This is a genomic window from Nocardioides sp. (assembly GCF_036493135.1).
Taxonomy (GTDB): Bacteria; Actinomycetota; Actinomycetes; order Propionibacteriales; family Nocardioidaceae; genus Nocardioides.
On sequence record NZ_DASXQG010000057.1, the window covers coordinates 1 to 15,796 of the forward strand.

General features: G+C 70.7%; 15 protein-coding genes. 6 read left to right on the forward strand and 9 right to left on the reverse strand.

Going from position 1 to position 15,796, the window contains the following annotated elements:
• Positions 1-257, forward strand: a 257-nt coding sequence (locus VGJ24_RS10260; RefSeq protein WP_331500475.1) for a hypothetical protein, incomplete at its 5' end; no start/stop codon positions are given.
• Positions 254-1,180 carry a nucleotidyltransferase family protein gene (locus VGJ24_RS10265; RefSeq protein WP_331500476.1) on the forward strand — a complete coding sequence of 309 codons (927 nt, stop codon included), beginning with the start codon at positions 254-256 and terminating at the stop codon, positions 1,178-1,180. The genes VGJ24_RS10260 and VGJ24_RS10265, both read left to right, overlap by 4 nt.
• A 20-nt stretch (positions 1,181-1,200) precedes the next feature.
• Here the strand turns inward: VGJ24_RS10265 and VGJ24_RS10270 are convergent, their stop codons facing one another.
• Both VGJ24_RS10270 and VGJ24_RS10275 read right to left on the reverse strand, forming a co-directional pair.
• The gene (locus VGJ24_RS10270; RefSeq protein WP_331500477.1) at positions 1,201-2,454 is read right to left on the reverse strand and encodes a hypothetical protein; all 1,254 of its coding nucleotides are present in this window, start codon (positions 2,452-2,454) and stop codon (positions 1,201-1,203) included.
• Positions 2,451-3,563: a glycosyltransferase family 4 protein gene (locus tag VGJ24_RS10275; RefSeq protein ID WP_331500478.1), complete on the reverse strand. Its 1,113-nt coding sequence runs from the start codon at positions 3,561-3,563 to the stop codon at positions 2,451-2,453. The genes VGJ24_RS10270 and VGJ24_RS10275 overlap by 4 nt, the downstream gene beginning before the upstream one ends.
• Positions 3,564-3,749: 186 nt before the next feature.
• Here VGJ24_RS10275 and VGJ24_RS10280 point away from each other — a divergent pair, with 186 nt between their 5' ends.
• Positions 3,750-5,147 (forward strand): O-antigen ligase family protein, encoded by a 1,398-nt coding sequence (locus tag VGJ24_RS10280; protein WP_331500479.1) that lies wholly within the window; start codon positions 3,750-3,752, stop codon positions 5,145-5,147.
• Here VGJ24_RS10280 and VGJ24_RS10285 read toward each other — a convergent pair.
• Both VGJ24_RS10285 and VGJ24_RS10290 read right to left on the reverse strand, forming a co-directional pair.
• Complete coding sequence (locus VGJ24_RS10285; RefSeq protein WP_331500480.1) at positions 5,132-6,283, reverse strand: glycosyltransferase family 4 protein; 1,152 nt, start codon at positions 6,281-6,283, stop codon at positions 5,132-5,134. The genes VGJ24_RS10280 and VGJ24_RS10285 overlap by 16 nt on opposite strands.
• A gap of 3 nt (positions 6,284-6,286) precedes the next feature.
• Positions 6,287-7,036, reverse strand: coding sequence for a WecB/TagA/CpsF family glycosyltransferase (locus tag VGJ24_RS10290; protein ID WP_331500482.1), 750 nt, complete (start codon positions 7,034-7,036; stop codon positions 6,287-6,289).
• Positions 7,037-7,147: 111 nt separating this feature from the next.
• Between VGJ24_RS10290 and gmd the strand changes: the two genes are divergently transcribed.
• Positions 7,148-8,179, forward strand: a complete 1,032-nt coding sequence (gene gmd / locus VGJ24_RS10295) for a GDP-mannose 4,6-dehydratase (RefSeq protein ID WP_331500483.1) — start codon at positions 7,148-7,150, stop codon at positions 8,177-8,179.
• Positions 8,176-9,153 carry a GDP-L-fucose synthase gene (locus VGJ24_RS10300; protein WP_331500484.1) on the forward strand — a complete coding sequence of 326 codons (978 nt, stop codon included), beginning with the start codon at positions 8,176-8,178 and terminating at the stop codon, positions 9,151-9,153. Before gmd ends, VGJ24_RS10300 begins: the two co-directional genes overlap by 4 nt.
• Before the next feature lie 63 nt (positions 9,154-9,216).
• Here VGJ24_RS10300 and VGJ24_RS10305 read toward each other — a convergent pair whose 3' ends face one another.
• Both VGJ24_RS10305 and cysD read right to left on the reverse strand, forming a co-directional pair.
• The gene (locus VGJ24_RS10305; protein WP_331500485.1) at positions 9,217-10,467 is read right to left on the reverse strand and encodes a sulfate adenylyltransferase subunit 1; all 1,251 of its coding nucleotides are present in this window, start codon (positions 10,465-10,467) and stop codon (positions 9,217-9,219) included.
• Entirely contained in the window at positions 10,467-11,390 is a 924-nt protein-coding gene (gene cysD, locus VGJ24_RS10310; RefSeq protein ID WP_331500486.1) for a sulfate adenylyltransferase subunit CysD, read from the reverse strand. Before cysD ends, VGJ24_RS10305 begins: the two co-directional genes overlap by 1 nt.
• A 74-nt stretch (positions 11,391-11,464) precedes the next feature.
• Here cysD and VGJ24_RS10315 point away from each other — a divergent pair, with 74 nt between their 5' ends.
• Positions 11,465-11,770 (forward strand): PqqD family protein, encoded by a 306-nt coding sequence (locus VGJ24_RS10315; protein WP_331500488.1) that lies wholly within the window; start codon positions 11,465-11,467, stop codon positions 11,768-11,770.
• Here VGJ24_RS10315 and VGJ24_RS10320 read toward each other — a convergent pair.
• The 3 genes from VGJ24_RS10320 to cysC all read right to left on the reverse strand — a co-directional run bounded on the left by VGJ24_RS10320 (position 11,732) and on the right by cysC (position 15,710).
• Complete coding sequence (locus VGJ24_RS10320; protein WP_331500489.1) at positions 11,732-12,766, reverse strand: sulfite exporter TauE/SafE family protein; 1,035 nt, start codon at positions 12,764-12,766, stop codon at positions 11,732-11,734. The two genes, VGJ24_RS10315 and VGJ24_RS10320, sit on opposite strands and share 39 nt — an antisense overlap.
• Before the next feature lie 109 nt (positions 12,767-12,875).
• The gene (locus VGJ24_RS10325) at positions 12,876-13,904 is read right to left on the reverse strand and encodes a sulfite exporter TauE/SafE family protein (protein ID WP_331500490.1); all 1,029 of its coding nucleotides are present in this window, start codon (positions 13,902-13,904) and stop codon (positions 12,876-12,878) included.
• Between the two features lie 54 nt (positions 13,905-13,958).
• Positions 13,959-15,710 (reverse strand): adenylyl-sulfate kinase, encoded by a 1,752-nt coding sequence (gene cysC / locus VGJ24_RS10330; RefSeq protein ID WP_331500491.1) that lies wholly within the window; start codon positions 15,708-15,710, stop codon positions 13,959-13,961.
• Between the last annotated feature and the right edge of the window lie 86 nt (positions 15,711-15,796).

Below are 15,796 nucleotides of genomic sequence, written 5' to 3' on the forward strand. Positions count from 1 at the left end.
TCGTCGACGAGTACATCGAGGACGGACGCGCGGCCGTGTACTCCAGCCGGGGCCTGGTCCTGCTGCTCTCGGAGCTGGCCACGACGGCATGGGAGGTGCTCGGCGACGAGTGGCTGCCGTCCGAGGTCCTGGCGGCGACGCTGGTCAGGGAGTTCGGCGACCCGGGGGAGGGCGAGGCCGGCCGGCTCACCGAGGAAGCCCTGCGCTCGCTCGCGGAGCTGGAGCTGGTCGAGCTCGACGAAGGCGCGGGCCCGTGACCGAGCTGGCGCTCGTCGAGGCCGTCCCCCTGGCCCACGCTCTCGTGGACCGGGTCGCCGTCGACGTGGAGGTGCGCGTCCTGTTCATCAAGGGACCGGCGGCCATGCTCCAGGGACTGCGGGGCCCACGGGCGTCCGTGGACGTCGACGCGATCGTCGACCCCTCGCGGCGCGACCGGCTGGCCGAGCACCTGACCGAGCTCGGCTGGGTGGACGAGAATCCCTACACCTCGCCCACGGTGCTTCCGATGCACTCGCTGACCCACAGGCATCGGGCCTGGCCCTGTGAGCTCGACCTCCACGACCGCTTCCCCGGTTTCTTCGACGACCCGCAGGACGTGTTCGAGCGGCTGTGGGAGAGACGGCAGACGGTCCTCGTGGCCGGGCGCGAGATCCCCTGCCCGGACCCCGCCGGCCATGCACTCGTGCTGGCCCTGCACTCGCTGCGCGACCCGCACGACGAGGCCAAGGCACACGAGCTGGCGATGCTCGAGGGGCGCGTGACAGAGATCGCCGACGACGACTGGTTGGCCGACCTCGCGCGACTGGCGGCCGACCTGGGGGCCGCGGACACCGCGGCCCCCTTCCTCGACCGCGTGGGGGCTCCGGCCGTGGGCCGTGGCGCCACCGAGCCCGCCGACCTGCGCGCCTGGGACCTGCGCACCCAGCCCGCCCACGTCACGGCGGTCTCCTGGGTGCACGAGCTGCGCCGGCTTCCTTGGTCCCGCCGCCCCGGCTACCTCTGGTACGCCGCCTGGCTGACGGAGCCGGAGCTCCGGCTCGCCGAGCCCGATCTGCCGCGGGGGCGACCAGCGGTCCTCCGGGCCCGGGCACGCCGCCTCCGCCGTGGTCTCGCCGCACTGCCGGCGGCACTGAGGAGCGTCCTGTCCCACGAGCGATCCGAGAACAGCGACGGCCGCTGAGCCTCGAGCCGGAGACGCGGTCAGTGTTCACGCAGGGGCTCGGGCACCCGGTCGGAGCGGCTGGCCGCGGCCTCCGAGTGGCGGACGGTCAGCACGGCGGCGATCGCGACCGTGACGTTCTGCATCGCCAGCAGTCCCAGATATCCGGTGGTGCTCCGCAGGCCGGCGACCAGGGCCATGCCGACCACGGTGACGATCGCGGCGACGGCGCGGGACCACGCGATCGGCAGGTAGTCACCGGACACCCGGGCCGCAGCGATCCACGGCGCGGCCATCGCCATCGCCGCCGTCGAGATGCCGGCGAGCGCGAGCGCGCCGAAGTCGGGCGCTTGCTCGACGCCGAACACCATTCGGGCGAACCACGGCCCGAGGATCACGGCGAGGGCGATCAGAGGGAGGCCCACCGCCGCCAGCCACACGCTCGCCCTGGTACGCACCCGGCCGGTGTGCTCCGGCGACCGGTTCGCCAGGAAGGGCACCAGCCACATCGTGAGCCCGGTGACGACCAGTGCGGCCGGGGAGAACATCGTCTGCACGATCCGTACCAGACCGACGTCGCGCGCCGTGCCGACGTAGGCCAAGAGGTAGAGCGAGCCGCTCACGCCGAGCATGTACGCCGCGGTGTCGAAGGCGAGCCGGGTTGCCAGGCTCCGGCAGAACCGTTGCCAGAACTGCCCGGCCCCTCGCGGACCGAAGGGTCCGCCGAGACGACCGCCGAGCACGAGAATTCCCGCGAGCAGCCCGACCAGCCAGGCGAGCAGCACCGCCGTGAGCCCGGACCGGCCGACGGCGACGGCCACCACGAACGTCGCGGCCGCGACCAGCAGGACGCCGAGGTCGGACGCGAACGCGCCGGCGGCGCGCTCGACACGGAACGCCAGGTAGCGGCCGAAGTCCTGGACGACGACGGCCGCCGCGATCGGGACCGTGATGAGCCACCGATCGTCGCCCCCACAGCTGATCAGCACGACCACGCCGGTCACGACCGCAGAGCCCAGGGCGGCGAGCGCCACGAGCCAGCGCAGCTCGGGGACGGGCTCGGTCGGCGCCGTGCGGGACGCGAGCCACGGATCGGTGACCAGGAGCCGGGCGACTCCCATCATCAGGGTGGTCGTGGTGGTGACGACGGCGAACCGACCGAGTGTGGACAGGCCGGCCACCTGGGTGACGGTGACCGCCAAGGCCAGGTTGAGGATCGCGACCAGGCCCTGGTCGGAGATCGCGAGGAACCAGCGGGGGACCCGCTGCCAGAGGCCCGTCAGCGACCCGGTCACGCGAGCATCCGTCGCCACAGGTCGAGCACGGCGGCTCCGGCCACGTCGGTGCGCCACGCCGCGGCCAAGGAGCGCTGGTGCCGGGAGAGCTCGTCGCGCTGTTCGGGACCGGTGAGGGCTGCGATGCGATCGCGCAGGTCGGTGATGTCGCCCTCGCGGAACAACGCACGCGAGTCGTGACCCACCAGGAAGGGGAGCTCGCCGGAGTCGGAGACCAGGCAGGGCAGACCTACTGTCATGGCCTCGGCGACGGTCCGCCCGAACTGCTCGGCCCAGCCGGGTGTGCTGAGGGACGGTTGCACCATCAGATGGGACCGCGCCATGCGTTCGGCCAGCTCTTCGGCGGTGACGAATCCCACCGCTTCGAGCGCCACGCGGCGGTCGCGCGCCCGCCCGACGAGCTCCTCGAGCATCGGCCCCTGGCCGCAGAGCGTGATCCGCACGTCCCGCAGCCGGGCCACGGCATCGATCACGTCCTGGAACCCCTTCTCCGGGGTCGCCCGGCCGACGAGGAGGACCTCGAGGGGGTCGCTGTCGCCGGGAGGCTTCCACTCCGTGTCGTGGTACGCACTGGGCGGGATGACGCCGGGCAGGACCAGGGTCGGGATGGGCGGCAGGCGGAGGCGGCCGCGCAGCTCGCTCACGTGATCGGCCCCGGCGTGATTCCAGCTCGCGTAGCCGTCGATCCGGCGTACCGCACGGGCGACCAGGCGGTCCCGGAGCACCTGTTCCACCCGGCCGCCGTGGTGCCAGAGGTTCTCGGCACCGTGGATGACGACGGCCGCACCCGAGCTGACCACCTCCTGCGCGACGACCGTCCACAGCTCGCGGTTGACGTGCACGACGTCGGGGCGGAAGCCGCGCAGGAACCGCCGCAGGCCGAACAGGTGCTCGTAGACAAGCCCGCGACCGAGATCGACCGACCGCAGCGGGATCCGGGTGTCCGGCGGAGCGACCTCGAGGTCGTCGTCCGGCGGACGGGCACCGACCACGGCGAGGGCAGCGACGTCGGGCTCGACGGCGTCCCACAGGGCGTTGTAGCCGCGGGTCAGGCTGCTGGTGACGACCACGACGCGGCGCCCGCGCAGCATGTCGGAAGCTTCGGTCACCGTCGTCCCACGTCGTCCGAGTGGTCCCGGTCGGTCCGGGTGCGAGTGCGCTCATCGTAACGTCGCGACCCACGGTTTCGGCCGTGATTCGAAGCGTGTGAAGTCGCCACGGAGAGAGCCTGTCTTCGGTAAAATCCGGACTCTGTCATGGGTCGGGCACGACCGCGCCGAGGCACAGGGGGACCGGTGACCATCACACTTCCCCGTGTCCAGCCGGGCGCCGGGAGCGCTACCCCGACGCTCAGTGGGGGAGTCCGCACGGCGCGGATCCTGCTGTGGCTGGCGGTGATGCTCCCCTTCATCTACACGACGTCGAAGACCGCCGCCGAGCTGTCCGGGGGCGGTTCCCTCGGGGCGCTGGAGGTGCTCCGCGGCGGTGGTCCGTTCGTGCTGTGGGGCTTGTCCATCCTCGCCGCGCCCGTTCGGCGCCGCGGGTTCGGTGCTCCGGACGTCCTCCTGGCCCTCTATGCGCTGGTGATCGTGATGTCGGCGTCCAACCCTCTCAACCCCAACAGCCAGGCATCGCTGCTCAAGAGCATCACGCTGATCTCGGTGATCCTCGCGATGTGGCGCCTCGTGCGCCTCTACGACCACCCCCGCGAGCTGGTGGTCGCACTGGTCGGCTGGGTACACGTCGTGCTGATCGCCGGTGCGGTGCAGATCCTCGTCTTCAAGTCGACGGTCTACGCCGCCGGCGCGACCAGCACGGACGGGCTCGCCCGTCTGAACCTCGTCGTGCCGTCGGTCTCCGCCAACCCGCTCGCGTTCGTCGGTGTCGCCGGGATCCTGTCCTGCGCGCTGGGTGTCGGCCCGCGTTGGCTGCACCTCAACGTCTTCGTCCGCAATGCCCTCATGGGCCTCTACGTCTACGAGATCTTCCTGACCCGCACGCGCTCCGCGCTGGGCGTCGGACTGGTCATCGTCGCGGTCTCGCTCGTCGTCCGGGCACGCCGACATCCCCTGAGCACGATCACGACGGCGGTCGTGTTCATCGGCGGCGCTGTTGCGTTGATGCCGTCCCTGCTTCCCCAGCTGCACACGTTCCTGCAGCGCGGTCAGACGACCGCTTCCATCGACAGCCTGAGCGGCCGCACCGTCATCTGGGACGCGGCGTACCGCGTCTGGCAGCAGCACCAGACCCTCGGTCTCGGCTACTACTCGGGCCACCGGCTCGGCATCCCGGGCCTGCAGCAGGACCAGTCGAACATCGACAACACCTGGCTCGAGACGCTGGTCGATGTCGGCTTGGTCGGCATCGTGCCTCTGGCGTTGTTCACCCTCGTCGGGGTGTGGCGGCTGGCGCGCAGCAAGCTTCTGAGCGGCGACATCCGCCTGTGGGGCGTGGGCATCGCCGTGTACGTCGTGGCGATCAGCTTCATCAACCCGACGATCCAGCAGCCCGGCGCTCCGCAGGTGGTGCTCACCCTGCTGATCCTGTCGGTCACCCCGCGCCCTCACGCCGAGCGTGAGCAGAACGCCGACGATCTGTTGTCGGCCCAGCCGTGGCTGACGTCGCCCGCGCACAGCGACCTGCAGCCGGCTGCGGTCGCCGGTCGAGCAGTCCTGGCTCAGAGGGACGAGTAGACCGCGAGAAGACTCGCGAGGCCGCGCTCGGGGGTGTTGTCCCGTTCGTACGCCGAGCGGGCGGCCGCGCCGCACACCGCGATCTCGTCGTCACCGATCCGGCGGAACGCGTCCGCCAGAGCGTCGACGGTGGGTTCGACCACCCATCCCGTGCTGTGGTCGACGATCGTCCCGACGCTCCCGCCCGACACGGTCAGGACGGGTCGGCCGCGACCGAAGGCCTCGGCCACCGCGAGCGGGTAGCCCTCGAAGACCCGCGACGGCACCACGACGAACGCCGCGTCCGCGATCGCCTGCGCGACCCGCTCGCGAGGCACCTGGCCGAGCCAGGTGACCAGCGGGTCGCTCTCCTGGGCATCCTGCACGCGTCCCGCGAGAGGACCGTCCCCCGCCACCACGAGTCGACGGCCGCAGGCACGTCCACCCAGCCGCCACGCGTCCAGCAGGCGGTCTATCCCCTTGGCCTCGTCGAGCCGTCCGACGTAGAGCACGTCTCGACCGGCGGCCTTTGCGAGTCCGGGATCCGGCACCCAGGTCGGCCGGATGGTGATCCGCTCGGCGTCGATCCCGGTGGCGATGAGCTTGTCGCGCATGAAGGGCGTGAGAGCGAGGTAGCGCGCGACGCCGTCGCGCCAGGTGCCGCGGTGCACGACCTGGCCGATCGTCATCGGCACGGTCTGGGCGCGTGAGCCGCGGTAGCACCCGTGCTGCACGGCCGGCAGTCCGAGGCGGGTGCCGAGACAGTCGGTGCAGGTGTGGCCGTCGCGGAGATGGAGGCCGTTGACGCAGCCGTGGCGGTAGTTGTGCACGGTCTGCACGACCGGTACGCCGTGCCGGCCGGCCACGCGCACGACGTACGGCGAGATCAGGGGGAAGACGTTGTGCAGGTGCACGACGTCGGGCCGGGTCTCCCGGAGCAGCCGGCTGAAACGGCGCACACCTGTGGGTGAGTAGACCGGACCGGGTGCCGCCCTCAGCACACCACCGATGCCCGACGCGATGTCGTCGCTGTCCGCGATCATCTCCACGACCTCGACGCCGGCGTCGCGCAGCAGGGCGACCTCGGCGTCCACCAGTCGGTTCTCACCGCTCGGTGACGCGGACTGGTACCGGTTGTGCGCGACCAGGACCCGCACGGCCTACCGCCGGTGGCGCCAGGCGGACAGCAGGAACCGCGGGTTGCCGAGCAGGTATCGCCGCCACAGTCGTCGCGGCTCGGCGGCGAGCCGGTAGAGCCACTCGAGCCCGGTGCCCTGCACGTAGCGCGGTGCCTCCTTGATGGCACCGGACCAGAAGTCGAAGGCCGCCCCGACCGGCACGATCGGCATCGCGAGGGAGTCGGACAGGCGATGCACGAGGTAGTCCTGGCGGGGTGTGCCCAGACCGATCCAGAGGATGTTCGCGCCGGACTCATGGACGCGCTGGACGAGTCCGTCGAGGTGCTCGTCGGTGATCGGCGTGAACGGGGGTGACTCGGTACCGACGACCTCGAGCCCGGGGACCTGGCGGCGGAGCTCGTCGGCCATCAGCTCGGCCACGCCCTCCTTGCCGCCGTACAGGTAGTGCCGAACCCGATCGCTGCCCGAGGTGGCCACCTGCCGTACCAGCTCGCTTCCGCGCACCGGTCCCGCCATGCCGTGGCGGCGGCCCATCAGCGCAACCGGAACCCCGTCGGCCAGGTTGAGGTCGGCATGGGTCAGCGCCGTCCGCAACTGGTCGTCCTGGTCGACCAGAGAGAGCGTGAACGCGTTGCACAGATGGACCTGGCAGGAGCGCCTCTCGACCGCGTCTCGGACGATGCGCGCGGCCGCCCCGGAGGCGTCGAGCGCGACGATCGGGATCGCGCACACGGCGTACGTCGCCGAGGACGTATCACGGAGCTCGGGCACCCGCCCACCTTGTCACATCCGTCCCGTGGGACACGGGAGTTTGGCTATGCTCGTGACCCTCGCCCGCCCCGTACCGGCAGGGCGAGACCCCTCTTCCGAAACGGAGCAGACGTGCGCCGAGCACTCATCACGGGCGTCACCGGTCAGGACGGCTCCTACCTCGCCGAGCTGCTGCTCGGGAAGGGCTACGAGGTGCACGGACTGATCCGGCGCGCGTCGACGTTCAACACCGGCCGGATCGACCACCTCTACCGCGACCCTCATGACCAGAGCGCCCGGATGTACCTGCACTACGGAGACCTCACCGACGGTGCCCGCCTGATCAACCTGATGCGGGAGATCGAGCCGAACGAGGTCTACAACCTGGCTGCCCAGTCCCACGTGCGCGTGTCGTTCGACGAGCCCGAGCACACCGGCAACGCCACCGCCCTCGGTGCGATGCGGCTGCTGGAGGCGGTGCGCATGTCGGGCGTCGGGTGCCGCTTCTACCAGGCATCGAGCTCGGAGATGTTCGGGGCCGAGACACCGCCTCAGAGCGAGTCGACGCCGTTCTACCCGCGCTCGCCGTACGGCGTGGCCAAGGTCTACGGCTTTTGGGCCACCCGCAACTACCGCGAGGCGTACGACCTGTTCGCGGTCAACGGCATCCTTTTCAACCACGAGTCGCCGCGTCGGGGCGAGACGTTCGTGACGCGGAAGATCACCCGTGCGGTCGCCCGGATCAAGGCCGGCCTCGACGAGCACGTCTACATGGGCAACCTCGACGCCGAGCGTGACTGGGGCTACGCGCCCGAGTACGTCGAGGGCATGTGGCGGATGCTGCAGGCCGACGAGCCCGACGATTTCGTGCTCGCCACCGGATCCTCACTCAGCGTGCGTGAGTTCCTCGAGGTCGCGTTCGGCCACGCCGGGCTGAGCTGGGAGGACCACGTCAAGTTCGACGAGCGCTACCTCCGGCCGTCGGAGGTCGACGCGCTGTGTGGCGACCCGTCGAAGGCCGAGCGGGCGCTGGGCTGGAAGGCGTCGGTCGACGGCGCGGCGCTGGCCCGGATCATGGTCGACGCTGACATCGAGGCGCTCGAGCACGAAGGGCGCCCCTGGATCGACCAGGCGGTGCTGCCGGGTTGGCCGGCGCTGCCGTGAGCAGTACGCCGTTCACCCCCGGTCCGCTGGACCGCACCTCCACGACGTACGTCGCGGGTCATCGCGGGATGGTCGGCTCGGCCGTGTGGCGCCGACTCGAGGCGGCCGGCTTCGTCGACCTCGTCGGTCGCGGGTCGGCCGAGCTCGACCTGCGCGAACGGGCCGCGGTTTTCGACTTCCTCGCCGAGACCCGCCCGCGGTACGTCGTGCTGGCGGCCGCCAAGGTCGGCGGCATCCTCGCCAACGACAGCCACCCCGTGGAGTTCCTCTCCGACAACCTCCGCATCCAGACCAACGTCATGGACGCCGCGCTCGAGCAGCGTGTCGAGCGGCTGCTGTTCCTGGGCTCGTCCTGCATCTATCCCCGGCTCGCGCCGCAGCCGATCCGCGAGGACTCCCTGCTGACCGGTCACCTCGAGCCGACCAACGACGCCTACGCGATCGCCAAGATCGCGGGCATCCTCGGTGTCCAGGCGGTGAGGCGGGAGTACGGCCTGCCCTGGATCTCCGCGATGCCCACGAACCTGTACGGTCCCGGCGACAACTTCTCGCCGACCGGCAGCCACCTGCTGCCGGCCCTGGTCCGCCGGTATCACGAGGCCGCCGCCGCGGGCGCGCCGTACGTCACCAACTGGGGCACCGGGACGCCGCGTCGCGAGCTGCTGCACGTCGACGACATGGCGGCCGCGTGCCTGCACCTGCTCGAGCACTACGACGCACCGGGGCAGGTCAACGTCGGCACCGGCCGCGACGCCACGATCAAGGAGATCGCCGAGCTCGTCGCGGCCGCCGTCGGTTACGAGGGCGAGACGAGGTGGGACAGCTCCAAGCCCGACGGCATGCCACGCAAGCTCCTCGACGTGTCCCTGCTCCACTCGCTCGGCTGGACCGAGCAGACCTCGCTCGCCGACGGCATCGCTGCGACGGTCAGGTGGTACCGCGACCACGCCGACCACCTCCGCGAGGTCGGCTGAACGCCGAGTCGGCATCGGACGACTCGGCGTGATCTCGCCGCCCCTTGCGCGCCGCTTCGGCGGTCAGGTGCCGGAGTTGATCATCCCGGCACCGACGGTCACGCCGGTCGCCTCGTCGATCAGGATGAACGAGCCGGTGGTGCGGTTCTTCGAGTAGGGGTCGCAGAGCAGCGGCACGGTGGTGCGCAGCTGGACGCGGCCGATCTCGTTGAGGCCGAGCTCCTTGGTGTCCTGGTCGCGGTGCAGGGTGTTCACGTCGAGGCGGTACTGGATGTCCTTGACCAGCGCGCGGCCCATCCGGGTCGTGTGCTTGATCGCGAGCTTCTGCCGCGGATGCAGCGGCTGGTTGGTCATCCAGCAGATCATCGCGTCGATGTCCTGGCTGGGGTTCGGGGCGTTCTTGACCCGGGCGATCAGGTCGCCGCGGCTGACGTCGACGTCGTCGGCGAGCCGCACGGTGACCGACATCGGCGGGAACGCCTCGGGGATCTCCTGGTCGAACAGGTCGATCGCCTCGATGGTCGAGGTCATGCCGCTGGGCAGCACGACGACCTCGTCACCGGGCTTCAGGACGCCGCCGGCGACCTGACCGGCGTACCCGCGGTAGTCGTGGTAGTCGTCGGACTTCGGGCGTACGACGTACTGCACCGGGAAGCGGGCGTCGACCAGGTCGCGGTCGGAGGCGACGTGGACGTGCTCGAGGTGGTGCATCAGCGTCGGGCCGTGGTACCACGGCGTGTTCTCCGAGCGGGTCACCACGTTGTCGCCCTTGAGGGCCGAGATCGGGATCACCACGAGGTCGGGGATCGACAGCTTCGTCGCGAACTGCCGGAACTCCTCGTGGATCCTCTCGTAGGTCTCCTCCGACCACTCCACGAGGTCCATCTTGTTGATGGCCAGGACGAGGTGGGGGACCCGCAGCAGCGACAGCAGTACGGCGTGCCTGCGGCTCTGCTCGGTCAGGCCCTGCCGCGCGTCGACGAGCACGAGGCCGAGATCGGCGGTCGAGGCGCCGGTGACCATGTTCCGGGTGTACTGGATGTGCCCGGGGGTGTCGGCGATGATGAACTTGCGGGCCGGGGTGGCGAAGTAGCGGTAGGCCACGTCGATGGTGATGCCCTGCTCGCGCTCGGAGCGGAGCCCGTCGGTCAGCAGCGCCAGGTCGGTGTAGTCGTAGCCGCGCGAGTGGCTGGTGGCCTCGACGGCCTCCAGCTGGTCCTCGAAGATCGACTTGGAGTCGAGCAGGAGCCGCCCGATCAGGGTGGACTTCCCGTCGTCGACCGATCCTGCCGTGGCGAAGCGCAGAAGATCCATCAAAAGTAGCCTTCCTTCTTCCGGTCCTCCATGGCCGCCTCGGAGAACCGGTCGTCTCCGCGGGTCGCACCGCGCTCGGTCACGCGGGCGACGGCGATCTCGTCGATGATCTTGGAGATGGTGTCAGCGTCGGACTCCACCGCGCCGGTCAGGGTCAGGTCGCCGACCGTGCGGAAGCGCACGATCTTCTCGACGACCTCCTCACCAGGCTTGCACGGGTTGAAGTCGCTCTCGGTGAACCACATCCCGTCGCGCCTGAAGACGCGACGGCTGTGCGCGAAGTAGATCGAGGGGATCTCGATCTGCTCGCGGCCGATGTAGTGCCAGATGTCGAGCTCGGTCCAGTTGCTCAGCGGGAAGACGCGCATGTGCTCGCCGCCGTGCAGCTTGCCGTTGTAGAGGCTCCACAGCTCGGGGCGCTGGTTCTTCGGGTCCCACTGCCCGAAGTCGTCGCGGTGGGAGTACACCCGCTCCTTGGCGCGGGCCTTCTCCTCATCGCGTCGGCCGCCACCGAAGAGTGCGGTGAAGCCGTGGACCTCGACGGCGTTGAGCAGGGTGCCGATCTGGAGCCGGTTGCGACTGGTCTTCCCGTCGTCGACGACGATGCCGTTGCTGATCGCCTCTTCGACGCTGGCCACCACCAGTCGGGCGCCGAGCCGTTGGACCCAGTTGTCGCGGGCGGCCAGCACCTCGGGGAAGTCGAAGCCGGTGTCGATCTGGAGCACCGGGAACGGCAGCTTCGCGGGGTAGAAGGCCTTCTCCGCCAGCCGCAGCATGACGATGGAGTCCTTGCCACCGGAGCACATCAGCGCGGGCTTCTCGAACTCGGCCGCAGCTTCGCGGAAGATGTGGATCGACTCCGCCTCGAGCTGTTCGAGCTGGCTCAGCTGGTAGTCGGCATGGGTCGGTGGAGCGGTCGTCATCGGGTTGTCGAGGCCTCTCGGTGGGACAGGGTGGACATGGTATCGGCGGATCCCGCCACGCCTAAACTCGACGCATGGCCGAGGCGGCAGGCACGGGGCGCGAGACGACCGTCTGGCGGCGCGCGACGGGTACGGCGTACGTCGAGTCCGCGGAGCGCGTCGTGGTCCTCGACCTGGACCACCTCGACCTCCCGCCGTACGTCTTCGAGGGCTCGGCGGCCCTGATCTGGGGTCGCGTCGACGGTGAACGTACCGAGGCCGGGATCGTGACCGACCTGGCCGAGACCTTCGAGGCCCCGGCCGAGGTCGTGGCGGCCGACGTGCGTCAGTTCGTCGACCGCCTACGGGAGCTTGGCCTGGTCGTTCGGGGCGGTGCCTGACTCGGCCGGCCGGGTGTCGGCCGGGATCTCTCCCTCGAGCTCGGCGACCGTCGGCGAGCCGAACATCGGCATTCCCTCGGCCCGACGGATCAACCCCCAGACGAAGGGCAGCACGAACACCATCGCCAGCCCCGTCAGAGCGATGAGCCCGGGATGCGTCTGGTCCTCGCCGGCGCCGAGCGGGGCCCAGCCGGACTTGTCGAGCAGCGCCAACCCGGACATCGTGAGCACGATCACGATCCCGCGACGGATGTAGGACTGCTTGACCCTGGGAGCGATGTGGCTGCCGAGGATCGAGCCGGGCACGGAGCCGATCAGCAGCGGCACCAGGAGGTGCCAGTCGAGGCCGTTGAGGGCGATGTTGGAGATCGCCGCCGCCGTCACCAGCGGGACGGCCTGCACCAGGTCCGTGCCGACCAGTCGCAGGGCCGAGAGGCCGGGGTAGAGCATGACCAGCGAGATCATGATCACCGAACCGGACCCGACGCTGGTGATGCCGACGAGGAAGCCACCGAGCGCCCCGACGGCGACGGTGACGAGTGGCCGGATCCTCGGGTCCGGGTCAGGCGCCAGCCCGCCGTGCCGTGAGCGGTGCAGGTTGATCACCAGCCGCAGTGCGTACGTGGTCGCCGCGAACAGCAGGGCGAAGCCGATGCACTTCTTCAGAAGGGTGTCGAGCTCGTCCGCGGATCCGGCCACCTGGTGGATCAACCAGGGGCCGAGCAGGGCGAACGGGACGGATCCGACGATCAGCCACTTGGCGAGGGCCCAGTTCGGCTTGCCCTCGCGCGCATGGGTGATCGCTCCACCGCTCTTGTAGATGGCGGACGCCGTGAGGTCGGCGGTCACCACGGTCGAGGCGCCGCCGACACCGAGGAAGATCAGGGCAGGCGTCATCAGCGCGCCGCCCCCCATTCCGGTGAGGCCGACGATGGTGCCGACGAAGAACGCGGCGGCGATGATCGAGAAGAAGTCAGACGTGAGCCAGTCACCCATGGGCGCGGTCCTTCCAGAGAAGGTTGGGCAAGACCCCTAAGTTTACTGATTGAGGTGGGTTTGTCGAGATGACGCGACCGATCTCCCCTATCCGGTGTACGCGGCGCCCTTACCGGACCTGGGACTGGTCGTCGGCGGCCGTGGACGTCGGCGGACGCGTGGCGCCCTCGCCCTCGAGCTCGGCGACGGTCGGCGACCCGAACATGGGCAGGCCCTCGGTACGCCGGATGAGGCCCCAGACCAGGGGGACGAGCACGATCATGGCGAGGCCCACCAGGCCCACCATCACCGGGTGGGTGGAGTCCTTTCCGGCGCCCAGCGGGGCCCAGCCGGACTTGTCCAGGAGCGCCACACCGGACATCGTCAGCACGACCACGATGCCGCGGCGGATGAAGGACTGCGGAACCCGCGGTGCGAGCCGAGCACCGAGCACGGTGCCCGGGGTGGAGCCGAGCACCAGCGGGATCAGGATGTGCCAGTCCAGGCCGTTGATCGCGATGTTCGACGCCGCTGCCGCGAGGACGAGCGGGACCGCCTGCACCAGGTCGGTCCCGACCAGCCGGACGGGAGACAGCCCGGGGTAGAGCATCAGCAGAGCGATCATGATCACCGAGCCCGCGCCGACGCTGGTGATGCCGACGAGAAGTCCCCCGAGCGCGCCGACGCCGAGGGTGACCAACGGCCGGATGCGCGGATCCGGATCCGCGCGCCGACGTACGACGCGCGTCCGGCGCAGGTTGACGTAGAGCCGGAGGGCGTAGGTCAGGGCGGCGAACAGCAGGGCGAACCCGATGCACTCCATGAGCACGCGCTGCACGGAGGCCGGGCTCCCGCCGGCGAGGCGATGGACGATCCAGGGTCCGACCAGGGCGGCCGGCACGGACCCGATGATCAGCCACTTCGCGAGGGTCATGTTCGGTGAGCCCTGGCGCGCATGGGTCACGGCGCCGGCACTTCGCGAGACGGCGGCCGCCGTGAGGTCGGCCGTGACCACGGCGGAGGCGTTCCCGACTCCCAGGAAGATCAGCGCCGGGGTCATCAGCGCGCCGCCGCCCATCCCGGTGAGCCCGACCACGATGCCGACCAGGAAGCCCGCAGCGACGATCGAGTAGAAGTCAGGCGTGAGCCAGCCATCCATGGGCGCGGTCCTTCCTCAGAAGGGGATGCATGACACGTCTACCGGTCGGGGCCGCTATGTCGGATCCCCGACCTGGGGGATCGGGCGCAACCGGTCGACGAGCACCTCCAGCATGGCGTCCATGGTGACCGCTGCCTGACGTGCCTGCGCCGGGCCGCGCCGGTAGGGATCGGGGATGTCGTGGTCGGGAGACACGGGCACCCGGCGGTGTTCTAGCGCGGTGAGCAGGTCGCGGCCCCGCAACGCGGGGTCGACCGCGCGGGCGCTGGCCACGAACTGCCCCAGCGTGAAGATCTTGCGGAACGCCGCCGGCCGGTCCTCGAGCAGCCGGGTGCGATGGTCGGCCTCGGCGGTGAGCACCAGGTCCGCCTGGTCGACCAGGTCGGCCGTCGCGGTCCGGCTGCGGAACGCCGAGGTGTCCGTGCCGTGGCGGGAGAACTCCGCCTCCATGGTGTCGCTGACCGGTTCCGCGTCGAAGCCGCGGGTGCCGGCGCTGCTCACCTCCACGCCGGAGCCGGGGCCGAGCAGCTGCCGTGCCCGGAGCTCGAGGTACGGCGAGCGGCAGATGTTCGCCGTACACACGAAGAGCACGCGAATCGGCGCGGCATCCTCCGACTCGTCGGGAGACCCGCTGGAGATGTAGCCGCGCTTCGTCAGGGCCTGGATCACCTCGTCGCGGCAATCGTCGATCGAGCGCCCGGTGGTGTCCATCCGGAGGTCGGCGTCGGCGGGCTCCTCGTAGGGCGAGGAGATGCCGGTGAACTCCGGGATCTCACCCCGTCGGGCCTTGGCGTAGAGCCCCTTCCGGTCACGACGCTCACACTCCTCGAGCGGGGTGGCGACGTGCACCAGGAAGAACGCGCCGCCTGCGGCGTCGGTCATGGTGCGGACGTCCTGGCGGGTCGCGTCGAACGGCGCGATCGGGCTGCACACCGCGACGCCGCCGTGCCGTGAGATCTCGGCGGCGACCCAGCCGATCCGGCGGATGTTGGTCTCGCGGTCCTCGCGGCTGAAGGTGAGCCCCGCGGAGAGGTTCCGGCGTACGACGTCGCCGTCCAGGCTGGTGACCGTGCGCTCACCCGACTCGAGGAGCGCGTCGATCACGGCCTGGGCGACCGTGGACTTGCCGCTCCCCGAGAGGCCGGTGAAGAACAGCACGAGCCCCCGGCGCTCCGGACCCGGCTGGTCGGCGGCCACGATCGCCGCGACGTCGTCGGGGTAGTCGCCGTCGACGTCTCCCAGCGCGAGCACGGGGTCCGGCCCGGCGTACGCCGCCGTCACGCGGACGCCGAGCTCGTGGTCGACCTGGGTGTCGCCGTGCGCGGCCAGCGGCACCGCGACTACGCCGGCACCGGGCACCCGCGCGACGGCGGCGAGCGACGCGCGCAGCAGCGCCACGGGGGACAGCTCGGGCGTGCCCGGGCCGGTCAGCGCGAGCAGGACCACGGAGGTCGGGAGCGCCCGGAGCTGGTCGAGCTCCACCTCGGTCAACGCGTCGACGACCGGGACGAACGTCGCGCCGGCGTACTGCTCGCGCACCTGCGACGGGGTCAGGTGAAGCCGCCGGAACGGACCGTGCTGGGCGTGGGTCAGCGCGTCCACCGACCCGTCGGGGTGGAGTCGCGCCAGCGGCAGGCCCTCGGGGTCGACCAGCTCGATCTCCTGGCCGATGAGCTCCTCGGGAAGGTCGAGCGTGATCGGCGAGCCCGGCTCGTTGAACCCCGTGAGCGGCGCCAGCGCGCCCACGGTGAGGAGCTCGAGGTCGGCCAGCTCCCGCGGCGACGGGCAGTGTTGGGGAGTCGGCACGGGCCCATCCTGCCAGCCGCCTCGGGTCGGAGGGACCGGCCGGGGAGGCGTCAGTACTGTGGCCGCGTGCCCGTTCGTTCCTCTCG